Source organism: Pedobacter cryoconitis, from assembly GCF_014200595.1.
Lineage (GTDB): Bacteria > Bacteroidota > Bacteroidia > Sphingobacteriales > Sphingobacteriaceae > Pedobacter > Pedobacter cryoconitis_C.
The window spans coordinates 2,310,603-2,328,750 of the sequence record NZ_JACHCG010000001.1 but is presented as its reverse complement, the minus strand read 5'-3'; the positions used below and the strand labels follow the sequence as shown (position 1 = coordinate 2,328,750).

Annotated in this window: 18 protein-coding genes; 5 read left to right on the top strand and 13 right to left on the bottom strand. The window is 38.5% G+C overall.

Features of this window, described 5'->3' with window-relative positions; all coding sequences use genetic code 11:
* Positions 1-12: 12 nt before the first annotated feature.
* Positions 13-1,641 (top strand): ABC1 kinase family protein, encoded by a 1,629-nt coding sequence (locus HDE70_RS09730; RefSeq protein ID WP_183889643.1) that lies wholly within the window; start codon positions 13-15, stop codon positions 1,639-1,641.
* A gap of 34 nt (positions 1,642-1,675) precedes the next feature.
* On the opposite strand, the gene HDE70_RS09725 is transcribed toward HDE70_RS09730, so the two are convergent.
* Entirely contained in the window at positions 1,676-2,869 is a 1,194-nt protein-coding gene (locus tag HDE70_RS09725) for an NAD(P)/FAD-dependent oxidoreductase (protein WP_183889641.1), read from the bottom strand.
* Between the two features lie 103 nt (positions 2,870-2,972).
* On the opposite strand from HDE70_RS09725, the gene HDE70_RS09720 reads away from it, so the two are divergent.
* Positions 2,973-5,000, top strand: coding sequence for an ATP-binding protein (locus HDE70_RS09720; protein ID WP_260160521.1), 2,028 nt, complete (start codon positions 2,973-2,975; stop codon positions 4,998-5,000).
* On the opposite strand, the gene HDE70_RS09715 is transcribed toward HDE70_RS09720, so the two are convergent.
* The 5 genes from HDE70_RS09715 to HDE70_RS09695 form a co-directional block, all read right to left on the bottom strand.
* Positions 4,997-6,349 carry a DUF6138 family protein gene (locus HDE70_RS09715; protein ID WP_183889637.1) on the bottom strand — a complete coding sequence of 451 codons (1,353 nt, stop codon included), beginning with the start codon at positions 6,347-6,349 and terminating at the stop codon, positions 4,997-4,999. The genes HDE70_RS09720 and HDE70_RS09715 overlap by 4 nt on opposite strands.
* A gap of 74 nt (positions 6,350-6,423) precedes the next feature.
* Positions 6,424-7,179, bottom strand: a complete 756-nt coding sequence (locus HDE70_RS09710) for a LytR/AlgR family response regulator transcription factor (protein ID WP_183889635.1) — start codon at positions 7,177-7,179, stop codon at positions 6,424-6,426.
* A complete protein-coding gene (locus HDE70_RS09705; protein ID WP_183866988.1) occupies positions 7,172-8,272 on the bottom strand; it encodes a sensor histidine kinase in 1,101 nt (366 codons plus the stop codon). Before HDE70_RS09705 ends, HDE70_RS09710 begins: the two co-directional genes overlap by 8 nt.
* Before the next feature lies 1 nt (position 8,273).
* Positions 8,274-8,921 (bottom strand): hypothetical protein, encoded by a 648-nt coding sequence (locus HDE70_RS09700; RefSeq protein WP_183889633.1) that lies wholly within the window; start codon positions 8,919-8,921, stop codon positions 8,274-8,276.
* Between the two features lie 55 nt (positions 8,922-8,976).
* Entirely contained in the window at positions 8,977-11,085 is a 2,109-nt protein-coding gene (locus tag HDE70_RS09695; protein ID WP_183889631.1) for a carboxypeptidase-like regulatory domain-containing protein, read from the bottom strand.
* A 150-nt stretch (positions 11,086-11,235) separates the two neighbouring features.
* Between HDE70_RS09695 and HDE70_RS09690 the strand changes: the two genes are divergently transcribed.
* A complete protein-coding gene (locus HDE70_RS09690) occupies positions 11,236-11,658 on the top strand; it encodes an acyl-CoA thioesterase (protein ID WP_183889625.1) in 423 nt (140 codons plus the stop codon).
* On the opposite strand, the gene arsB is transcribed toward HDE70_RS09690, so the two are convergent.
* From arsB to HDE70_RS09665, 5 genes are read right to left on the bottom strand one after another with little or no spacing between them, the layout of a single operon-like run.
* Positions 11,659-12,747, bottom strand: a complete 1,089-nt coding sequence (gene arsB, locus HDE70_RS09685; RefSeq protein ID WP_183889623.1) for an ACR3 family arsenite efflux transporter — start codon at positions 12,745-12,747, stop codon at positions 11,659-11,661.
* Positions 12,748-12,760: 13 nt separating this feature from the next.
* A complete protein-coding gene (locus tag HDE70_RS09680; RefSeq protein ID WP_183866993.1) occupies positions 12,761-13,180 on the bottom strand; it encodes an arsenate reductase ArsC in 420 nt (139 codons plus the stop codon).
* A gap of 12 nt (positions 13,181-13,192) precedes the next feature.
* Positions 13,193-13,729 (bottom strand): DUF6428 family protein, encoded by a 537-nt coding sequence (locus tag HDE70_RS09675; protein WP_183889621.1) that lies wholly within the window; start codon positions 13,727-13,729, stop codon positions 13,193-13,195.
* A 37-nt stretch (positions 13,730-13,766) separates the two neighbouring features.
* Complete coding sequence (locus HDE70_RS09670; protein ID WP_183866995.1) at positions 13,767-14,096, bottom strand: ArsR/SmtB family transcription factor; 330 nt, start codon at positions 14,094-14,096, stop codon at positions 13,767-13,769.
* A gap of 46 nt (positions 14,097-14,142) precedes the next feature.
* Positions 14,143-14,613 carry an Lrp/AsnC family transcriptional regulator gene (locus tag HDE70_RS09665; protein WP_183866996.1) on the bottom strand — a complete coding sequence of 157 codons (471 nt, stop codon included), beginning with the start codon at positions 14,611-14,613 and terminating at the stop codon, positions 14,143-14,145.
* Between the two features lie 161 nt (positions 14,614-14,774).
* On the opposite strand from HDE70_RS09665, the gene HDE70_RS09660 reads away from it, so the two are divergent.
* The gene (locus HDE70_RS09660) at positions 14,775-15,917 is read left to right on the top strand and encodes a histidine decarboxylase (RefSeq protein ID WP_183866997.1); all 1,143 of its coding nucleotides are present in this window, start codon (positions 14,775-14,777) and stop codon (positions 15,915-15,917) included.
* A 61-nt stretch (positions 15,918-15,978) separates the two neighbouring features.
* Here HDE70_RS09660 and HDE70_RS09655 read toward each other — a convergent pair whose 3' ends face one another.
* Positions 15,979-16,179, bottom strand: a complete 201-nt coding sequence (locus tag HDE70_RS09655) for a hypothetical protein (RefSeq protein WP_183889619.1) — start codon at positions 16,177-16,179, stop codon at positions 15,979-15,981.
* Positions 16,180-16,486: 307 nt separating this feature from the next.
* Here HDE70_RS09655 and HDE70_RS09650 point away from each other — a divergent pair, with 307 nt between their 5' ends.
* Positions 16,487-17,035, top strand: coding sequence for a phosphatase PAP2 family protein (locus tag HDE70_RS09650; protein ID WP_183866999.1), 549 nt, complete (start codon positions 16,487-16,489; stop codon positions 17,033-17,035).
* On the opposite strand, the gene HDE70_RS09645 is transcribed toward HDE70_RS09650, so the two are convergent.
* Positions 17,036-18,040, bottom strand: coding sequence for a GNAT family N-acetyltransferase (locus tag HDE70_RS09645; protein ID WP_221270623.1), 1,005 nt, complete (start codon positions 18,038-18,040; stop codon positions 17,036-17,038). It abuts the gene before it with no gap.
* Positions 18,041-18,148: the final 108 nt, after the last annotated feature.

Sequence of the window (18,148 nt, the reverse complement as noted above, 5' to 3'; positions counted from 1 at the left end):
GGCCGCAAACCTATGATGGAAAACCAGAAGAGAAAACTCAAAAGAACGGCATCGCTTGTTAAAATATTGGCGAAGTACGGATTTGAGGAATTATTGAATAATACAAGCAGTGAATCCAGTACGAATGATTCATCATTGACTGTTTACGAACGTATAAGAATGGCTCTGGAAGAGTTAGGGCCAACTTATGTGAAATTCGGGCAGGCCTTTAGCAGCAGAGAAGATTTGCTGCCTGAGGAAATGATTATGGAATTACAGAAGTTACAGGATAAAGTGGAGTCCAGGCCAATAGATGTGAGAAGTTTGCTCAAAACAGATCTGGGCATTGATCCTGAAGAGTTCTTTACACATATTGCGGAAGAGCCTTTTGCTTCTGCTTCAATATCACAGGTTTACAAAGCAGAATTGAAAAATGGTCAGCCAGTAATCCTGAAAATAAAACGTCCGGGAATACGTGAAGTAGTTGCTTCAGATATGTTGATCATGAAAGATATCGCCGGGTTCTTAACGAGTTACAGTGATGCATTTCGCAAAATTAATCTTGTAGAGGTACTGGAAGCATTCGAGAAGTCTATTTTTCAGGAACTTTCCTTTCTGAATGAACTGGCGAATATTGAACGCTTTTCCCGAAACTTTAAAGGAAATGAAGCGATTTACCTGGCAAGCGCTTATCCTGAGTTATCTAATGATAATATCCTGTGCATGGAATTTATTGCAGGGGCTAAAATAACAGATAAGGAAGCTATTGTTTCAATGGGATTGAGTCCGGAGAAAATTACCCACAGTGGTCTGGATCTTTATTTAACACAAGTATTGGAACATGGTTTCTTTCATGCAGATCCACATCCCGGAAATTTGCTGGTTCTGAAAAGTGGTCAGATTTCCTTTATAGATTTTGGCTCTATGGGCAGTATGATGCCCACAGAGAAGGTGATGCTGGAAGATTTTGTTTCCTATTTTATGGCGCAGGATGCCAGAAGATTAATCGCTACCATGAAAAAAATGGCGATCCGGTTTAATGTAGCTGATGAAAGCAAACTGGAAAGGGATATTCATGAGTTTTTTAATTTGCTGGACGGGGTTTCTCTGGAGCAAATGGATATTAAGGAAGTGTTAAGTAAGTTTTCGGCCATCCTCAATAACAATGAGATACTCATGCCTGACCATCTTTACCTTTTAGTTCGTGGGATTGTATTAATTGAAGGTATTGGCAGAGCGCTTGTACCAGATTTAAATATTCTGGATAGCTTACGCCCTTATATTTTAAAGATTGCATTCCGCAGGCTTAGTCCCGAAGAACTGAAGAAAAGTGGTTTAAAACTCTTAAGGACATTGACCGAAGCTTTGAAAACTATGCCTGATGATGTGCAGTCGATTATCAGCAAGCTGAACAGTGGAGATTTAAAAATTGTACAGGAAGTGAAGGATTTACCCGCCATTAAAAAGACAATAGACCGCGGGATGTCCAATCTTAGTTTGAGTGTTTTTATGTCTGGATTATTAATCACTTCTGCTATTCTGATTCTGGCAGATAAACCCCCTAAGTTTAATGGTATACCGGTTTTGGCAATAGGCGGACTGGTTATCAGTTTGATAGTGGGGATAGTTATCCTGGTATCAGCAATCTTTAAAAAGAAATAGGGCAGCTGGTTTTTCCAGCTGCATTCCTGTAGGTTCATTCCTGGTGATAAAAGATTTCAAAATCTTTCTCCGAATAGTGTTCAGGCAATTTTCTATGACTGATTAAATGGGCAGCTACCCCGCCAATTGCATCAGAACACATAGCAGAATAGCCGTTACAACCACTTGCTACATATAATCCAGGCTGGTTGGTTTCCCCAATATACGGTCTTCCATGTACCGAACGGTTGATGATGCAGCGTTTGGTCAGGTATTCAAGAGGTTCAATATGAGGTAATATCTTTAATAGTGCTTGTTTTAATCTATGGATAAACTGATCGCTGTTTCCTTTTCTAAACCAATCTTGTACCTGCTCAATGCGATCAAAGTAAATGTCTTCGGGCAGATTACAACCCATTTTTATATAATAATGTCCATCCGGGTACTGAACAGGCTGGATAAGATATATTCCTTCGGTGATTGTGTTATCTATTTCATAAAGCAATGATGGAAGTTTTGCGAGTTCTGATGCTTGTTCAGGCGTCACTTTAGCTAACAGGATAATTTCATTTTTTACCTGTAACGCCAGTTTCTGAGCAGCTAAATTATGGAAATTCACGAACGATCCGGCGGCCAGTAATATTTTAGGAGCCTGATAGGTATGGCCTTCTTGCGAGGTCACTATATATCCGCGTTTATGATGCGTAATGTCTATAATAGTATCTTTAAAATTTGTTCCTTTATGCTGTTCAAAGATTGCTAATTGCGCTTTTAACAGCAATCTTGGGTTGATCAGACCTGAAGGTGAGTGCTCTGATAAACCCTGTGCGCTTTCAGGGAAATGATAATCATTAAAATCCGCAGCCAATTCTTTACCGTTGGCATAGGCCGTATAATCAAGGTTAAATTGACTGGCCAGATAAGCTGCTTTATTTAAATATTCATCTCTTCCTGCCGGATTTACATATAGACAGCCAACAGGGTTGTGGAAATGTATGCCACTTTGTTCCTGTATGGTGTAGTATTGTTTAACGGAATCCAGATTTAAACGTGTCCATACTTTGTCTTTTCCGATCAGTCTTTGTACACGTGCCTGGTCATAATGACTTGCAAAAACTGTGGCTTTATCATAATCGGATGGTTCATCCGGGCCTATAACGGCAATTCTTTTGTTGGTGAAAGAAAGGTATTTAGCGGCTGCCGACCCAACTAATCCTTTACCAATAACAATGATATCAAATTCCTTCATGCTGTTTAATTTTTATAATTATCTTTTTGAATCAATAAAACAATATCTTTCGTTTGTTAAAGGAATCTTATCTTTGACAGATTATCCAAATCTACCTATTTTGATGATTCCATCCAATGAACAGCTTTTTCAGTCTGTATTTAATTATGCCACCTTACCAATGTTTGTGGTCAATACAGATTTTATCATAATTGCGCATAATAAACAGCACAAAATAATAAGTAATACACTTGATCAGGACGTTATAGGTGTTAATGTCAGTGCAGCATTTGAGTCTCTAACACCGGCTGAAGCATTGACTTTACTGATGGATAATCTGATGTTATCAAAGAATAGCAAAGAAGTTGTTCAATTGCCTTCTTTTCAATTTGTATCTCTTGCACCTGTAAATGATATCACTGAGCATAGCTGGCGGATAGAAATTGTACCGGTTTTAAATCATGCACAGGAAGTAGATTATTTATTGACCATATGGCATACTGATCATATTCATGCTGAGATTTTGCCCGCTGCTCAAACTCAGCTTGGTGAGGAGCTGGCAGCAACGGGTGAGCAATTAGAGGCTGGTACTGAACAACTTGAAGCTGCTGTTGAGGAGATAGAGGCCATTAATGATGAATTGACACAGACTCAGGAAAAGCTGAATAAACTGAGTCAGGAGCTGGAAGAAAAAGAGAGTCTTGATGATCATTCTGATAAAAAACAAGCAGTAGAGAGTCAGCGGGACCGGCTTAAGCGGTTTTTAATGCAAGCTCCTGCGGGTATTTGTGTACTGGATGGCCCTGAATTTGTTTTTGAATTGATTAATCCTTCTTTTCAGGAGTTATTCCCTAACCGTGATCTTCTTGGGAAAACTTTTGTAGCAGCTTTGCCAGAAATCAAAGGACAGCTGATGTGGGAAATCTTACAGGAAGTTTATGCCACAGGAGAGACTTTTCAGGGAAGTGAGATGCTTATTCCCCTTGCAAATGAAGAGACTGGAAATGCGGAGGAACGTTATTTCAACTTTATCTACCAGGCACGTTTTGATTCGGCCGGAAAAATAGATGGCATATTATTGTTTGTCTACGAAGTTACGGACATGGTTTTAGTCAGGCTTGAAGTAGAAGAAAATGAACAACGTTTTCGTTTGCTGTTAAATGCTATCCCACAAATTGCCTGGACGAATACAGTAGAGGGTGAAATCAATTTCTACAATGAGCAGTGGTATAGTTATACCGGGATGGATGGCGAAGAAAATCAGCGCATGGCTTTAAGGCAAATGATGCATCCTGATGATCTCAAAAATCACATTGAAAAGTTTAAAGCCATTCTGGCCAGTGAAGATAGCGGACATTATGAGACGCGTTTGAAAGATGAAGACGGAGGGTACAAGTGGTATCTGATCCGGATGCAGCCTATTAAAGATGATGAAGGTGTTGTTTTACTCTGGATAGGAACAGCAACCGATATTAATGACCTTAAAATTTTGCAGCAGCAGAAAGATGATTTTATCAGCATAGCCAGTCATGAATTGAAAACTCCCGTAGCTTCTTTAAAGGCTTCAATGCAGTTATTGGATCGGATGAAACATAATTCTTCTGAGAAGATGCAAAGTCTGATCGGTTTGGCGGGTAAAAGTGTAGATAAGGTGAGTGGATTGATAGATAGTTTGTTGGATTCAAATCAGTTGGCTCAGGGTGGAATCCCGCTGAACAAAACACTATTTAATCTTTATGAATTGATTGAGAGCTGTGCAGTACATGTATTCAGAGACGATCAAAGTCAGCTTATCATTACCGGGGACAAGGATTTGTCAGTTCATGCAGATCAGGAACGGATAGAACAGGTGATCATTAATATGCTGACCAATGCAGTCAAATATGCTCCGGGTTCAAAAGAGATTAATATAAACATTGAAAAGATAACGGATACTGTCAGAGTATCAGTTACGGATAAAGGGCCTGGTATTCCCGCTGAAAAGACTCCTTACCTGTTTGATCGTTATTATAGGGTAGAAGAGTCCAAGCAACCTGGGTTAGGCTTAGGACTCTATATTTGTGCGGAGATTATTGCTAAACATGAGGGGAAAATAGGTGCAGACAGTGAAGTAGGAGTGGGCAGCACTTTCTGGTTTATTCTGCCGCTTTAATCTTCAAATTCTGAATGGACCGTTAGTAGTTCCTGATAGAAAGGTTTCAATGCTGCCGGTGATTTTTTGATAATGGCTGGATATTTTTCTTCCGGGCCCCAGATGCTATACAATACGTAGTTCCAAATGTAATCAGGCATTGTTTTGAAATCTTCTTCGTTCCAATCAGCTTTACTTTCTTCACTGATAAAGCTTAAGAAATTCTTTTTGCAGGCTAACAAGAGTTCCAGGTTCTCCGGGTTATTGAACTGTTCAGCAAAAACCTTAAAAGGTTTATGTTCCTGCATGGATAAGATACAACTGATAAAAACCGGGAATGACTTTTTGTTAATTCCGAACTTTTCTACAAAAGCCGGTGTGAATTTTTCCTGTATACTTTGATGTCCTTCATCGACAGTCTGCATGTATTTAATCACCAGATCAAAATATTCCTCACTTTCCAATCCTAAAGCAAATACGGCAAAAGTAGAAGGCATTGCACAGTTTTCATCTTCCATATTGTTATACCATTCCCATCTTTTCATGGCCAGTATACTATATGTCGCAATTAATGGGTGAAGACGGGGATATTGAACACCATTGGCAAAAAGATAATGCACGCCTGATTTAGGTAATCCCTTGATAGGCAAGTTGTTCTTGGTTTTGCCAGAGAATTCGATACTATAGCTTTTAGGGAAGTCACTTTTTAACAGGTTACAAAGGTACTCAAAGATAGTACGATAGCTTTCTTCGTTTTCCTCTTTTATCTTTATTTTAATAGTTGCGAAGACATCATTAGCGATACAGCTTACCTGCTGATCTTTATATTCAGTAATATTTTTAGAGAGGTTTCCTGAACCATTTTTCTTAAGTTCTTCAACTTCATCTGATCCTAATTCTTTAACCATAGTGAAGTATCTGTTTGCAGTTACAGATTCATAGCTGGCTCCATACTTAATTAAATTAATAGCTACGTAACACATTAATTTTAGATATTCAGGATTTACTGTGGAAATATCGGCAGTAGGCTTAAGCGTGTAATCATTAGTATATGATGAAGCCCTGGTATAATATACTTTATGAATTCTTTCTTCAATCCACTCTTCTAAAATGATATTGTGACCTGGGATATTTAATTCATGATGCATTCTTATCTTTTCACAAAATTGAATTGCCCGGGCTGCTACGAAGGGTTCTTTGTTCAGGAAGTATTCGACGATGCTGTAATTCAGCATCGTTTCTCCACCTGGGATAATATATTGGTTAGGATCATCTTCGATGATTTTACAAGTACCTTGTTGAATAGCTTCAATAAATTTTTCGATCAGTGCTTCGTTTCCTTCGATTTGTATATTATAGTTTCTATTCATTTTTACCCGGTAATTTTTTTGCTAAGATATAAAAAACAAATACCTGGTAATTATTACAAGAGAAAAAATAGTTCCTATAGGTCAAAAATATCTTTTAAAACGGGGCCGAAACTCCTGCTGGAATTGAGTTTAGTGTTTTCAATATCATTCATGATAAAAAAGAACGCGCCATTAAAACCTCTTTTTATCTCTTTGATTAAATCAGAATTGATAATTGTACCTCGGTTAATTCTGACAAATTGATCAGGTAGTTTTTCTGCCAGTGCAGTGATGGTAAAATCAGTCAGACTCCTTTTCCCATCTACAGTATTTAAAAAGACATACTTTTCTTCTGCATCTATGTAAACCAGATCCTGTATTTTAATTAACAGAATTCTATCACCTATTTTAACAGTGAGTGTTTTAACTTCCTTTTTTATCTTCAGCTGTCGCATTAATAAATCCAGAGGAATAGTATAGTCAGGTCCTTGTTGCTGTGTTTGTAATCTTTTAATAGCCTTTGCCAGTCTTTCATCCTCGATAGGCTTTAACAAATAATCGATAGACTCTTCTTCAAAAGCCTTTACAGCATATTGATCGTAAGCTGTCGTGAAAATTACTTTTGGTGGTTTGGCCAGGCGGCTTAATAGCTCAAAGCCATTCAGAACCGGCATTTCTATATCAAGAAATATAAGATCCGGATTAAGCTTTTCTATTTGCTGCAAACCCTCAGCTCCATTCGCTGCTTCTCCAATAATATGAATACAATCATGGGCAGCAAGCAACCTTTTAAGCCTTTTTCTTGCCAATTCTTCATCGTCTATAATAATGGTATTCCACTGCTTACCCATGTGTAAAAGGAATGATAATTTTTATTTGTTTAATTGGTTGGTTCAGGATTTGCACCTCGTAATCACTGCCATAAAGCAGCTGTAATTTTTCATAAGTACTTTGCAGACCGTATCCAGTTTCAAGCTCTTCAGGAAAAGGAACACCGTTATCGATGACAGCGATAATAATTTTATCTGTTTTTTGTATTTCAACACGTAAAAGAGCATGGTCAGCTATATTTTTCAGTCCATGCTTCAGCGCGTTTTCTACCAGCGGCTGAATCAGAAACCGGGGGATTTTATCATTTGATAATTCTTCATCAACTTCAATTACAAAGTCAATCCGGTCGCCGAACCTTACTCTTTCAATATCCAGGTAAGTACTTACAATCTCCATTTCTTCCTGAACAGTAACCAGGTTTTCCTGATTTTGATTGATACTATATCTGAATAATTTAGAAAGCTGTATAGTCATGCGCTCGGCTTTATCAGGGTCTTCATGTATCAAACTGGCAATCGCGTTCAAAGAATTATATAAAAAATGAGGATTAATTTTAGATTGGAGTGTGGCCAGCTCTGCCTCGGTTTTCATTTGATTCAGCTTCAGCAGATTCATGTTTTTCTCTCTTAACTTCGCATTCATATTGCTTTTTTGCGAAGTGTAAACTTTAATAACCGTACAGACAATGACTACAACAACAATACTGAACCGGGCATCTTCCAGATGTAAGAAATGATATTCCTCATGAAAGAGCCATGCTTTAATCAGGTAGATCATTTCTATAGCGATCAGCATCCCCAGGATACTGGACAGATAATAAACAACCAGGAACAACCATCCTTTTCCACTGCCCAGCTTCATGATCTTTTGAGAAACGAAAATGGTATTGACGATGCAAAACGCGATGACCGTACTAAACAAAACCTGGTAAATAAGGCCTCTTGTACCAATCCACTGTCCTTTGAATGCGCTGATCAGTAAGCAAAGTGCAATACCTACTCCCATTCCTACAGGGATATTATAAAGGTTTAACCTCAGCCAGCTGATGGAGCTGAAATTGTTCAGACGTTTTTCCTGGTGCTGATCCTGATCGCAGTTATCTGATATTCTCATCTTATTTACACTGTGCTAATAATGCTTTGGCAGCTTCTGCTCCCCAGTTAGGGTTTATTGTATTTGCGGGCTTAAATATAGTAAATTTTGCTACCGCTGATTCTAAAATTGGTTTAGCTTTTGCTTTTCCACCACCGAAGGTTTCTGGGGTATAAAAGATGTCCTGACCTCTGATTAAATCGATACGTGGATTCTCTGGATTAAGCGCCGCTGCTTTTCCCAGTGATTCAGCAGACTCACCCATCAGATACATTCTTGTTCTGGGATCAACAGACATTTTCATAAATTGAACCGCACCCTTCAGGGCATAAATTTCGCTGTTATTTGCAGATAACACATCGGCTTTGTCAATTTCCAGCAGCGCTTTATCCCAATACTGATCTTTTAATTCTTTATTGGCTGTTGTATATCCCGCATAAAGATTACAATAGGCCGCGTAATAAGAGGGAAGCCATTCTTTAGTTTCTACCGCAGCAATACGTTCAAAATGATTTTCGGCTTTGAGGTAATCCTCAGCTCCTTTGGCATTTGCAATCATTTCAAGACCTGTTTTTGTAGCTTGTAAGAATTTGGGATCAGCATTTTGTGCAAAGCTGTTTAAGCTGATCAGGACAAGGAGTAAGGTAATTGATTTCATTAGATTTTTCATGATGATTTGTTTGAGGTATGGTTTAAGATTTATATATTTTATTTGAATAGTTTGCTTATCTGACAAAAGTGTCATCACCGATAGTGATCATAATGCCGATTAAAAAATCCCTTTTTGCTGCCGGTACAATAGCTTGTCTGTTCAGGCCGTTTGTGCTGTACTGATAACCATAAACCTGGTTGAATCCTGGTACATTGTTAATATTCAGGTAAAGCACTGAAAACTGCTTTAAAACATGGGTCAGATAACTGACATTTAAGCTAAGGCTATTGAAATTCTGAGTTTTGTCGGCTAAATAAACGGGGTTATTAGGGTTTACATATGGTCTGCCGGATGCGAAGCTATAAGTTCCGCCAAACTGAGTGTGTAAGGATTCGATAAAATGTTTATAAACAACTGACACTGTATGTTTTGCTGCGAAGGATGGAGTAGCCATCATCGGGAAATCCCTGAAATCTCTTTTGGTATCCAGGAAAGAATAAGATAACCAGTAATCTGCATTTTTGATACTTTTTTTATCTCTCCAGAACAATTCAAACCCTTTGGCATAACCACTGCCTGAATTATCAGGGGTACCATTGCTGATTTTAGTCAGCCTGTTATAGTCTTTGTAATATCCTTCGATTCTGAAGTTCCGGTCTGTGGTATTGATTTCATATTTAAGAATATAATGGTCAGCATGTTCAAAATCCGTAGGTTTGATAATCAGGTACTCATCTTCAGGATTCTGATAAAAACGTCCATAAGCAAATGATACCTGTGCATGTGCGCTTGTTTTGAAACTTAAAGACGACCTTGGGGCCAGGTTGTATTTTTGCAGGTAAGAAGAATATTCACCTCTCAGACCCAGGCGGACAACAATTTTCTGTGTTAAAAACAGGTCTGTTTCTGCAAACCCTGAACTGATCTGATCATTATATGTTCTGGCAAGTCCATTTAAACTTTCCAGTCTGCCGGTATGGAATGTTTCTGTACCGAATTTGAAATTGGAGAGTTGTCCAAAGGATTTGGTTACTGTTGCTTTTCCTTCCAGCAGGTGGTCTTGACGGCTGTAATCATTAATAGTCATCAAACCTGCATCTTTGTCTTTATTATACGCAAGGCCCGTTTCCAGTTTCCAGCTATTGCCAAAGTATTCTTTGTAAGTAGAATTAAGATAAATATTAAAGTTGCGATTGCTAAAGTAATTTGGCATTGCAGGTGTATCGATGTTCGCTTTGTACAACGCAAGGTTAGTACGGCCATAGGAGGCATAAATTTTAAACATACCAGTTGAGGATGTTTTTAGCTTATACTGAAAGTTGCCTCCTAACTGTTCAGGTGCTTTGACGTAATCATGATGCTGTTTGATGATACTATATGCCGGAGATAGGTTATAATAGTAACCTCCAACAGTAATTGCACTGTTTTTAAACCTGATATTCTGATCAACTCCGCCACCAACTGACAATATAGAGATACCAGTGGTTGTTTTCTCGGGAAGATCTGTGCTTTCTAAAACCAGTGCTGAAGATAATGCCTGGCCATATTGGGCAGAATATCCGCCAGCAGAAAAAGAAGTTCCTTTGAATAAAAATGCGGACAAACGGCCTCTGGATGCCTGATCGGGAACAGTTGCGTTAAACGGGCTTTTAACCAGCATTCCATCAAAATAGGTCTTGGTTTCTGAAGCAGATCCTCCCCGTACAAACAATCCGCTTTCTGAAAAAGAGGTTTGTGCACCGGGTAAGGTTTGCAGCGCTGCAAATATATCTGCACGTGAGCCAGCTATAGTGGCAATATCGAGTGAACTTAATATAGCCCCCTTTTTTCCATCGCCGGCAATGAAAGAGCCAGCACTGATGCTCACGGTCTGTAATTGGTTCATTGCTTCTTTAATACTCAGGTTAAGAGTTAAATTTCCATGATCAAGGTTAACCTGAACAGAATCTCTCTCAAAGTTTAAAGCTGAGAAGAGGATTACTGCCGGGCCCGATAGTGTTGTAGTGAAAGCGAATCTTCCTGTACTGTCTGTAGAGGCGCCATCGTAACTATTTTTTAAACTGATATTGGCATTGGCTACGGCTATTCCTTTCGTGGTTTTAAGGATGCCGGATATTTTAGTCTGTGCTTTGGCCAGGGTAAAAGAAAAAATGAAGAGGAGCGATAATTTAAAGGTTTGCATAGCGTTCTGTATTAATTATAGAACGAATATGGCTGGTAATTGGGCCGATTCAAGGGCAAAGCCGATGACTGGTCGTATTGACAGGATGAGTGGTAGTTTTTTAAGAAAAATTACTAAATTCCGCCGCGATTATACACACAAACACATCAAATGGAATATACTAAAACCTACACTGTAAAGGATGAACACATAGATGTTCAGGAAATAATGGACGGCTTATACTATCCGTTTTATATGGAGTACTGCCGCCACGATTATATCAGGGAAATCCTTGGATTCGACTTCGAAGAAGAAGCCGGAAAAGGAATATATATGGTATTATCAGGTTATAAAATCAGCTTTTTAAGATCGCTTAAAAAGGGTGATAATTTTTCGGTGACTTGTACTTTATATACTGATAAAGCTGGTTTGCCGCGTTTGCATTTTAAACAGGCAATTATGCTGAACGGTAAAGTAATGACAAAAGCAACTTTTACAGGGACTTGTATTCCGGCATCCGGGGGCAGACCTTATTTGCCGGCGTCGATCACTGAAAAAATTGCTGATGCACCAGTATTGGATGAAGAAGTTTAATTAAGACTTTGCTTCAATTGGTTCAGAAGGGGTATAGTATTTCTTTCTGAACCAAAAAGCAAGGTTAACCAGAGCAATCAGTGCCGGGACTTCTACCAGCGGGCCGATCACCCCCGTAAAAGCCTGACCTGAATTAATCCCAAATACTCCTATAGCAACTGCAATAGCCAGTTCAAAATTATTACCTGTAGCAGTAAAAGCAATTGCAGTGCTTCTTGAATAGTCAGCCCCGAAGTGTTTACCAGCAAAAAAGCTTAACGTGAACATAATAGTGAAGTAAATGACCAGTGGTATCGCAATGCGGATAACATCAAATGGAATCTGAACAATCAAATTGCCTTTAAGACTAAACATGATGACGATTGTAAACAGCAGCGCAATTAGTGTAACCGGCGATATCATCGGGATAAACTTAGTCTGAAACCATTCTTCTCCTTTAAAGCGGATCAGGCTATATCTGCTGATCACACCCATTGCAAAAGGGATGCCGAGGTAGATTGCGACGCTTTTTGAGATCTCAGCAATCGTGATGTTCACTTCTAAACCTTTAAGACCAAAGTATGGGGGAAGTACAGTGATAAATATATAAGCGAAAACACTGTATAGCAATACCTGGAAAATACTGTTTAAGGCAATCAAGCCCGCTGCATATTCTCTGTTCCCATCTGCCAGTTCATTCCACACCACAACCATCGCAATACATCTGGCCAGACCGATTAAAATCAACCCAATCATGTATTCCGGATAATCTCTTAAAAAAGTAATCGCTAAAAAGAACATGAGGAAGGGGCCAATAACCCAATTTAAAATAAGAGAAATACTTAAGACTTTAGTGTCTTTAAAGACTTCACCCATTTTTTCGTATTTAACTTTTGCTAAGGGCGGATACATCATCAGGATCAGCCCAATGGCCAGTGGTATATTTGTTGTCCCACTGGAAAAGGAATTGATAAAACCAGCGGAAGAGGGAATAAAATAACCAATTCCAACCCCCGCAGCCATAGCAAGGAAAATCCACAGGGTTAAATAGCGGTCTAAGAAACTTAGTTTCTTTCTGCCCGTTACGGGGGCGCAATGGTTAGCACTCATAATCAGGTAATTTTTAAGAATTAAAATGTTCTTGAACAAATACTGAAGCGTAATCTTTAATGAGGTCACGGACTCTTCTGAATTCCTGCATAATCTCCTGGTCAGTCCCTTTGGCTTTTGCGGGATCAGGAAAATTATAATGAAGCTTCACAGCCTGGGATGGAAAGTATGGGCAGCTTTCTTTTGCATTATCGCAAACGGTGATCACATAATCAAAATCGATGTTGCTGTACTCATCAACATGATTTGAGGTATGAGCGGATAGATCTATTCCGACCTCGCTCATCACCTGTATTGCTTTTGGATTTACACCATGCGTTTCAATTCCCGCGCTGTAAATTTCTGCCTGATTACCTGCGAATTGTCTTAGAAAGCCTTCTGCTAATTGACTACGGCAACTATTGCCGGTACATAATACTAATACTTTTTTCATCTGGATATTGATTTAGCAGCAACCTGAGCCTGGTGTACAAGACTGACCTGAGTCACCTGAGTTGAATAATTGAATTTTTGGTTTTTCTGTTTCAGGCACTCCGCAGCTTTCACCTCTGCCAATGGCTTTACATTGGGTAAAATCAGGACTAAGGTTAACAACCAGGTTTTCCCCTTCAACAGTTATACTTCCGGGATACATTTGCCTGGTGTCAAAGGCTGAGTTGCCGAATTCTATTTTAACTATGCCTAAAGGATTTAGTGCGAGTGATTTTTCAACCAGATTTACGATAGCCAATGCTTTATGAACCTGCATTGCTCTTTCGCTGTCTTTTACTGCTGGTTCCCATAATTGAACAATAATTTCTGTCCAGGAATTCATCACCCCGCCACAGTCTACAGAAACAATAGGAGCCTGCTTAATTTCAGTAATATGATAAGAAGCATCTACCCACTGATCTGCTGCATATTGAAATTGCAGGGAAAGTTCAGGATGTTGTTGTAATGTTGTCTTGAAGTCGTTCCAGGTGGTTAAGTTTGTTGTATTCATATATTGCAATTTAACGATTGATAGGGTTAAAAAAAAGTTAGCAGCAGTTCGGTTCGCCTTTATATGAACCTAGAAAAGCGCCTAATTGTAGTTCTAATTGTTTCCATACGGTAGGGTTGATGCAATAGCATACACTAACACCTTCAATGGTACCTTGTATGATACCTGCATTTTTAAGCTCTTTCAAATGTTGAGAAATTGTAGCCTGTGCCAGGCCCAGTTCTTCAACCAGATCACCACAAATACAGGTGTTTGATTTTAAGATCCTTTGCAGAATAGCTATACGGGCAGGATGTGCCATTGCTTTTAGCAACTGTGACAACTGATTTTGTTCGTCTGTAAATATTTCTGTTTTTGTAAGTCCCATATTACATTGCAATATTACGATGTATATATTTAATCTCCAAATAATTTTAGAAATTAAGGTAATAAGCTGTTTCGCGTTTGATTTCTTTTAAGACAAAACTGCTGCTCAGCGTAGAGATATTTGATAGAGAGGAGAGATGGGTCACAACAAAAGTATGGTAGTCATCCACATCATCGACAACTATCTTTAACAGGTAATCCTGGCCACCAGCAATACATAATACTTCCAGTACTTCTTTGAAACAAACAACTGATTCTTCGAAATTCTTCAAAGTCTCAATCGACTGTTCTTTTAGCGTCACTGTACAGAGTACGAGTAAATGTTTACCGAGCCTTTCCCGGTTTACCAGTGCCACATATTTCTCAATATATCCTTCTGTTTTTAATCTTTTAATCCGTTCATGGGTGGGAGAAACACTAAGCCCAATCTGCTGCGCTATATCTTTAGTGCTTAATGAGGAGTCTTTTTGAAGGATATTTAAAATACGGGTATCCAGCTTATCTAATTTATCAATCATTGTATTTTACTGAAATGGGATTCAGCAAGGTGCAAATATGATATTTTTTACTGTGAATGTAATTCTAAACAGTATTTTTTATTGAATATCATTTAATCAAAGAAAATAATATGGCAGGTGTATAATTTTGAAGAATTAAATACCATATACGCAGGCCCCAAATGAAAACACAATTGAACACTCAGGATAATGATCGTCTGAGTACTTATATGAAAATGGCAGAGGAACGCTCAAAATATTTTATTGGGTATCCTATTGCGCAAGACTTTGATTATTCAGAGTTATACCCGTTGCTTAAACTGCCTTTAAATAATGTGGGTGATCCATGGGTAGAGTCTACTTATGACCTGAATTCGCGTTCGCTGGAACTGGAAGTTTTAGAATTTTTCGCAGAACTGTTTAATGCACCTGCAAAGAACTGGTGGGGATATGTAACCAACGGTGGATCGGAAGGAAACTTATATGGTTTATATGTAGCGAGAGAATTATATCCGAATGGAATCGTTTATTATTCGGAAGCAACTCATTACAGTGTACAAAAGAATATCCAGTTATTGAATCTGCGTAGTATTGTGATCAGAACACAGGAAAACGGGGAAATGGATTATGAGGATTTAAATGCAATGGTACAAATGCACCGTGATCAGCCTGTAATTATCCTGGCCAATATTGGTACAACGATGATGGAAGCGAAAGATGACTTAAAGCAGATCCAGCAAATTTTACGCAAACAGGCGATAAAAAATCATTACATCCATTGTGATGCAGCTTTAGCAGGTACTTACAGTGCACTATTAGATCTTAAACCGGGGTTTGATTTTGCAAATGGTACAGATAGTATGGCGATTAGCGGACACAAATTTATTGGCTCGCCTATTCCTTGCGGGTTGGTACTGGTTAAAAAGAACTATAAAGACAGAATCGGGAAAGCAATTCCTTATATAGGCACAGTGGATACTACAATTACTGGCAGCCGTAATGGTCACAGTCCCATCTTTATGTGGTATGCGATTAAGAAATTAGGCAAAGAAGGGTTGAAGCAGCGTGCGCTGGAATGTCTGGAAATCGCAGCTTATACGGTTAAAACTATGAATGCCATCGGCGTTAAAGCATGGACTAATCCTTCGGCATTAACGGTTGTATTTCCTGCTCCTTCTATCGCATTGAGACAGAAATGGCAGATTGCAACTGAAGATGGTAACAGCCATGTAATCTGTATGCCTGGCGTAAGTAAGGAACAGATTGATCACTTTGTTGCTGATTTAAAAGAAGACCTGGTTGCGAATGTGCCTTTGGCAGGTTAATTACAAGCTTCTCAATAAAAAAGGCAGGACGTTATAGAAACGTTTCTGCCTTTTTTATTGCTCATTTTTTACTGCGAAAGCTACTGAGCTTTTGGAGAGAGATTCCCAAAAAAGAAGCAATATTTTTTTGGAAACCGACCTGCATCCGCTTAGGAAAACGGCTATAGTTTTTAACCTCAAAACTAAAAGATGCAGCATCTTCTCGTAATTTGACGGTTAGCTGATCAGGGTACCAGACAGGTGTTAATTTTTCTTTTTCCATAGGTAGGGTATATGGCCCAGGGTAGATGTAAGGACCATAATTGTAACAATATAGCGATAATGTTTCTCAAAACTCATTAACTTAAATTAATTGGATAAAATATTATATAATTTAAATTAATATCAAAATATTGCCAATTTTTGATATCCGGACTGGTCATTGGTTCCCATTATGATTTGTATTTTTGGTATTTCCTGTAATCTTGTATAAATTGATAGATACCACAACTGTAAGTAGAAAAAGATTTTTGATCTGGCTTTTAATAATCCTGTGTTCGGGGTTTTTGTTTTTATCCTTCCTTGTAGCATTGTTTCCACCATCGGCTATTGATTTAAAAGTTTCTGCGGCAGTACAGTCCACTCAGGGTCCTGAACTGGATAAGATGATGGAGTTGATTAGCTGGTTTGGCGCCTTTCCTGTTCCGATGTTTATGGGCTTAGCAGTAGCAATAGTCTTTTATGTCTTCAAATTCCGAAGAGAAGCACTTTTTGTGATACTCACTTTTATTTCAGGACTGATCAGTACGGTGATCAAAATACTGGTTAACCGGCCAAGGCCTACTGTAAACCTGGTCAGAATAGTAGAAGTTGCTAAACAGCAAAGCTTTCCAAGTGGACATACCTTATTTTACACCATATTTTTTGGCTTTCTCCTGTTCCTGATGTGGAATCTTAAACAGATTAACCTGGTTTTAAGGATAATAGTAGCTTTGCTGTCAGCATTCCTGATCGTAACGATACCTTTTTCACGGATATACCTGGGGGCCCATTGGGTGACAGATGTATTAGGTGGATTTATACTCGGACTGATCTGTTTATATTTTATTGTAATTCTTTACCTGAAAAAAACGCAGTAGCTATATACTCCTTTCCAAAATTAACAGGTGTTTACACCGGATCCCATTTTCAATAATAGGGTGAGGGTAGTGATCAATAAAGAAATTGTGATTCATACCCACGAGTTCAAAACCTCCTTTTTGATACAAGGCCAGCTGACCAATACTTGAATTACCAGTTGCAATCCTCAGTGTCTTAAACCCCTTGGCTAAAGAAGCAACAGCAGCTTTCTCCAGCAGGCGTTTACCCAGACCAATACCCTGATACTGAGTTTTAACAGCAATATTCTTGATTTCAATAGTGCTTTTATTTAAAGGCAGCAATACAAAAGCACCTATGATTTTTGTCCGGTATAAGGCAACAAAAATCTCATTATTGTGTGTATATGAATTGATAACTTCTATAGAAGGATCGGCAGATAACAACAAGTCATAGAGTGTCCTGTTGATTTCATTTTTCTCTGTAAAAGTCAATTCCTGATGGATAGACAGGTGCTCAATTTTTTCCCTGACCAGCCGCAGCCGTTCTTCAATTGTAATATCACTCTCTAATCTGAGGACCGGAACTTGTAATTTATTGAGCCAATTGGTATGTCGTTCGAAACTCCTGCCTTGAAAACCTGGCTGATCATAGCCTGATGCCAATTCAATAAATTCATCATACTTTTTTTTCAGGTATTCATCTGTTTTCAGCAAGTCTCCAAATCTTTCCGTTTCTCTTTTAATTAAGCGGGTTATTCTTACAGCAGGGGGGATCCATAGAAATACAACGAGGTCGAAATAATTGAAAAATTTCTCGTTCCAATTTAATATTGAGCCAGAAACAACAATGTTTTCATTTTTCTTAAAATCGCTGGTAAATAAGTTATCGCGCTCTTGCGAATCGCGTTTGAGCTCAAAAGGTATTTCACTTTTAAGCCAGTAATAGTCATCAGTATCAAGGTGGCTAAAGCCCAGCTCAATAGAGAGCCGATGAGCTAAAGTGGTTGTACCAGAGCCTGATGCTCCAAAAATCATGATTTTCATTGAGTAGTTAGTTATAGTAGATTTAACGAAAATATGAAAAGAATCGTTTATTTCTATTGTTTACTAATGTTGTTAGTAATTTTTTAGATAAAAATAAGTTATGCAGGT

Bases quoted from the DNA above. Each gene is read 5' to 3' on its own strand.
- arsB (WP_183889623.1), bottom strand. From the start codon at position 12,747: ATGAGTGCTAACCATTGCGCCCCCGTAACGGGCAGAAAGAAACTAAGT.
- HDE70_RS09710 (WP_183889635.1), bottom strand. From the start codon at position 7,179: ATGGGTAAGCAGTGGAATACCATTATTATAGACGATGAAGAATTGGCA.
- HDE70_RS09675 (WP_183889621.1), bottom strand. From the start codon at position 13,729: ATGAATACAACAAACTTAACCACCTGGAACGACTTCAAGACAACATTA.
- HDE70_RS09665 (WP_183866996.1), bottom strand. From the start codon at position 14,613: ATGATTGATAAATTAGATAAGCTGGATACCCGTATTTTAAATATCCTT.
- HDE70_RS09655 (WP_183889619.1), bottom strand. From the start codon at position 16,179: ATGGAAAAAGAAAAATTAACACCTGTCTGGTACCCTGATCAGCTAACC.
- HDE70_RS09720 (WP_260160521.1), top strand. From the start codon at position 2,973: ATGATTCCATCCAATGAACAGCTTTTTCAGTCTGTATTTAATTATGCC.
- HDE70_RS09670 (WP_183866995.1), bottom strand. From the start codon at position 14,096: ATGGGACTTACAAAAACAGAAATATTTACAGACGAACAAAATCAGTTG.
- HDE70_RS09680 (WP_183866993.1), bottom strand. From the start codon at position 13,180: ATGAAAAAAGTATTAGTATTATGTACCGGCAATAGTTGCCGTAGTCAA.
- HDE70_RS09660 (WP_183866997.1), top strand. From the start codon at position 14,775: ATGAAAACACAATTGAACACTCAGGATAATGATCGTCTGAGTACTTAT.
- HDE70_RS09730 (WP_183889643.1), top strand. From the start codon at position 13: ATGATGGAAAACCAGAAGAGAAAACTCAAAAGAACGGCATCGCTTGTT.
- HDE70_RS09695 (WP_183889631.1), bottom strand. From the start codon at position 11,085: ATGCAAACCTTTAAATTATCGCTCCTCTTCATTTTTTCTTTTACCCTG.
- HDE70_RS09645 (WP_221270623.1), bottom strand. From the start codon at position 18,040: ATGAAAATCATGATTTTTGGAGCATCAGGCTCTGGTACAACCACTTTA.
- HDE70_RS09705 (WP_183866988.1), bottom strand. From the start codon at position 8,272: ATGAGAATATCAGATAACTGCGATCAGGATCAGCACCAGGAAAAACGT.
- HDE70_RS09700 (WP_183889633.1), bottom strand. From the start codon at position 8,921: ATGAAAAATCTAATGAAATCAATTACCTTACTCCTTGTCCTGATCAGC.
- HDE70_RS09725 (WP_183889641.1), bottom strand. From the start codon at position 2,869: ATGAAGGAATTTGATATCATTGTTATTGGTAAAGGATTAGTTGGGTCG.
- HDE70_RS09715 (WP_183889637.1), bottom strand. From the start codon at position 6,349: ATGAATAGAAACTATAATATACAAATCGAAGGAAACGAAGCACTGATC.
- HDE70_RS09690 (WP_183889625.1), top strand. From the start codon at position 11,236: ATGGAATATACTAAAACCTACACTGTAAAGGATGAACACATAGATGTT.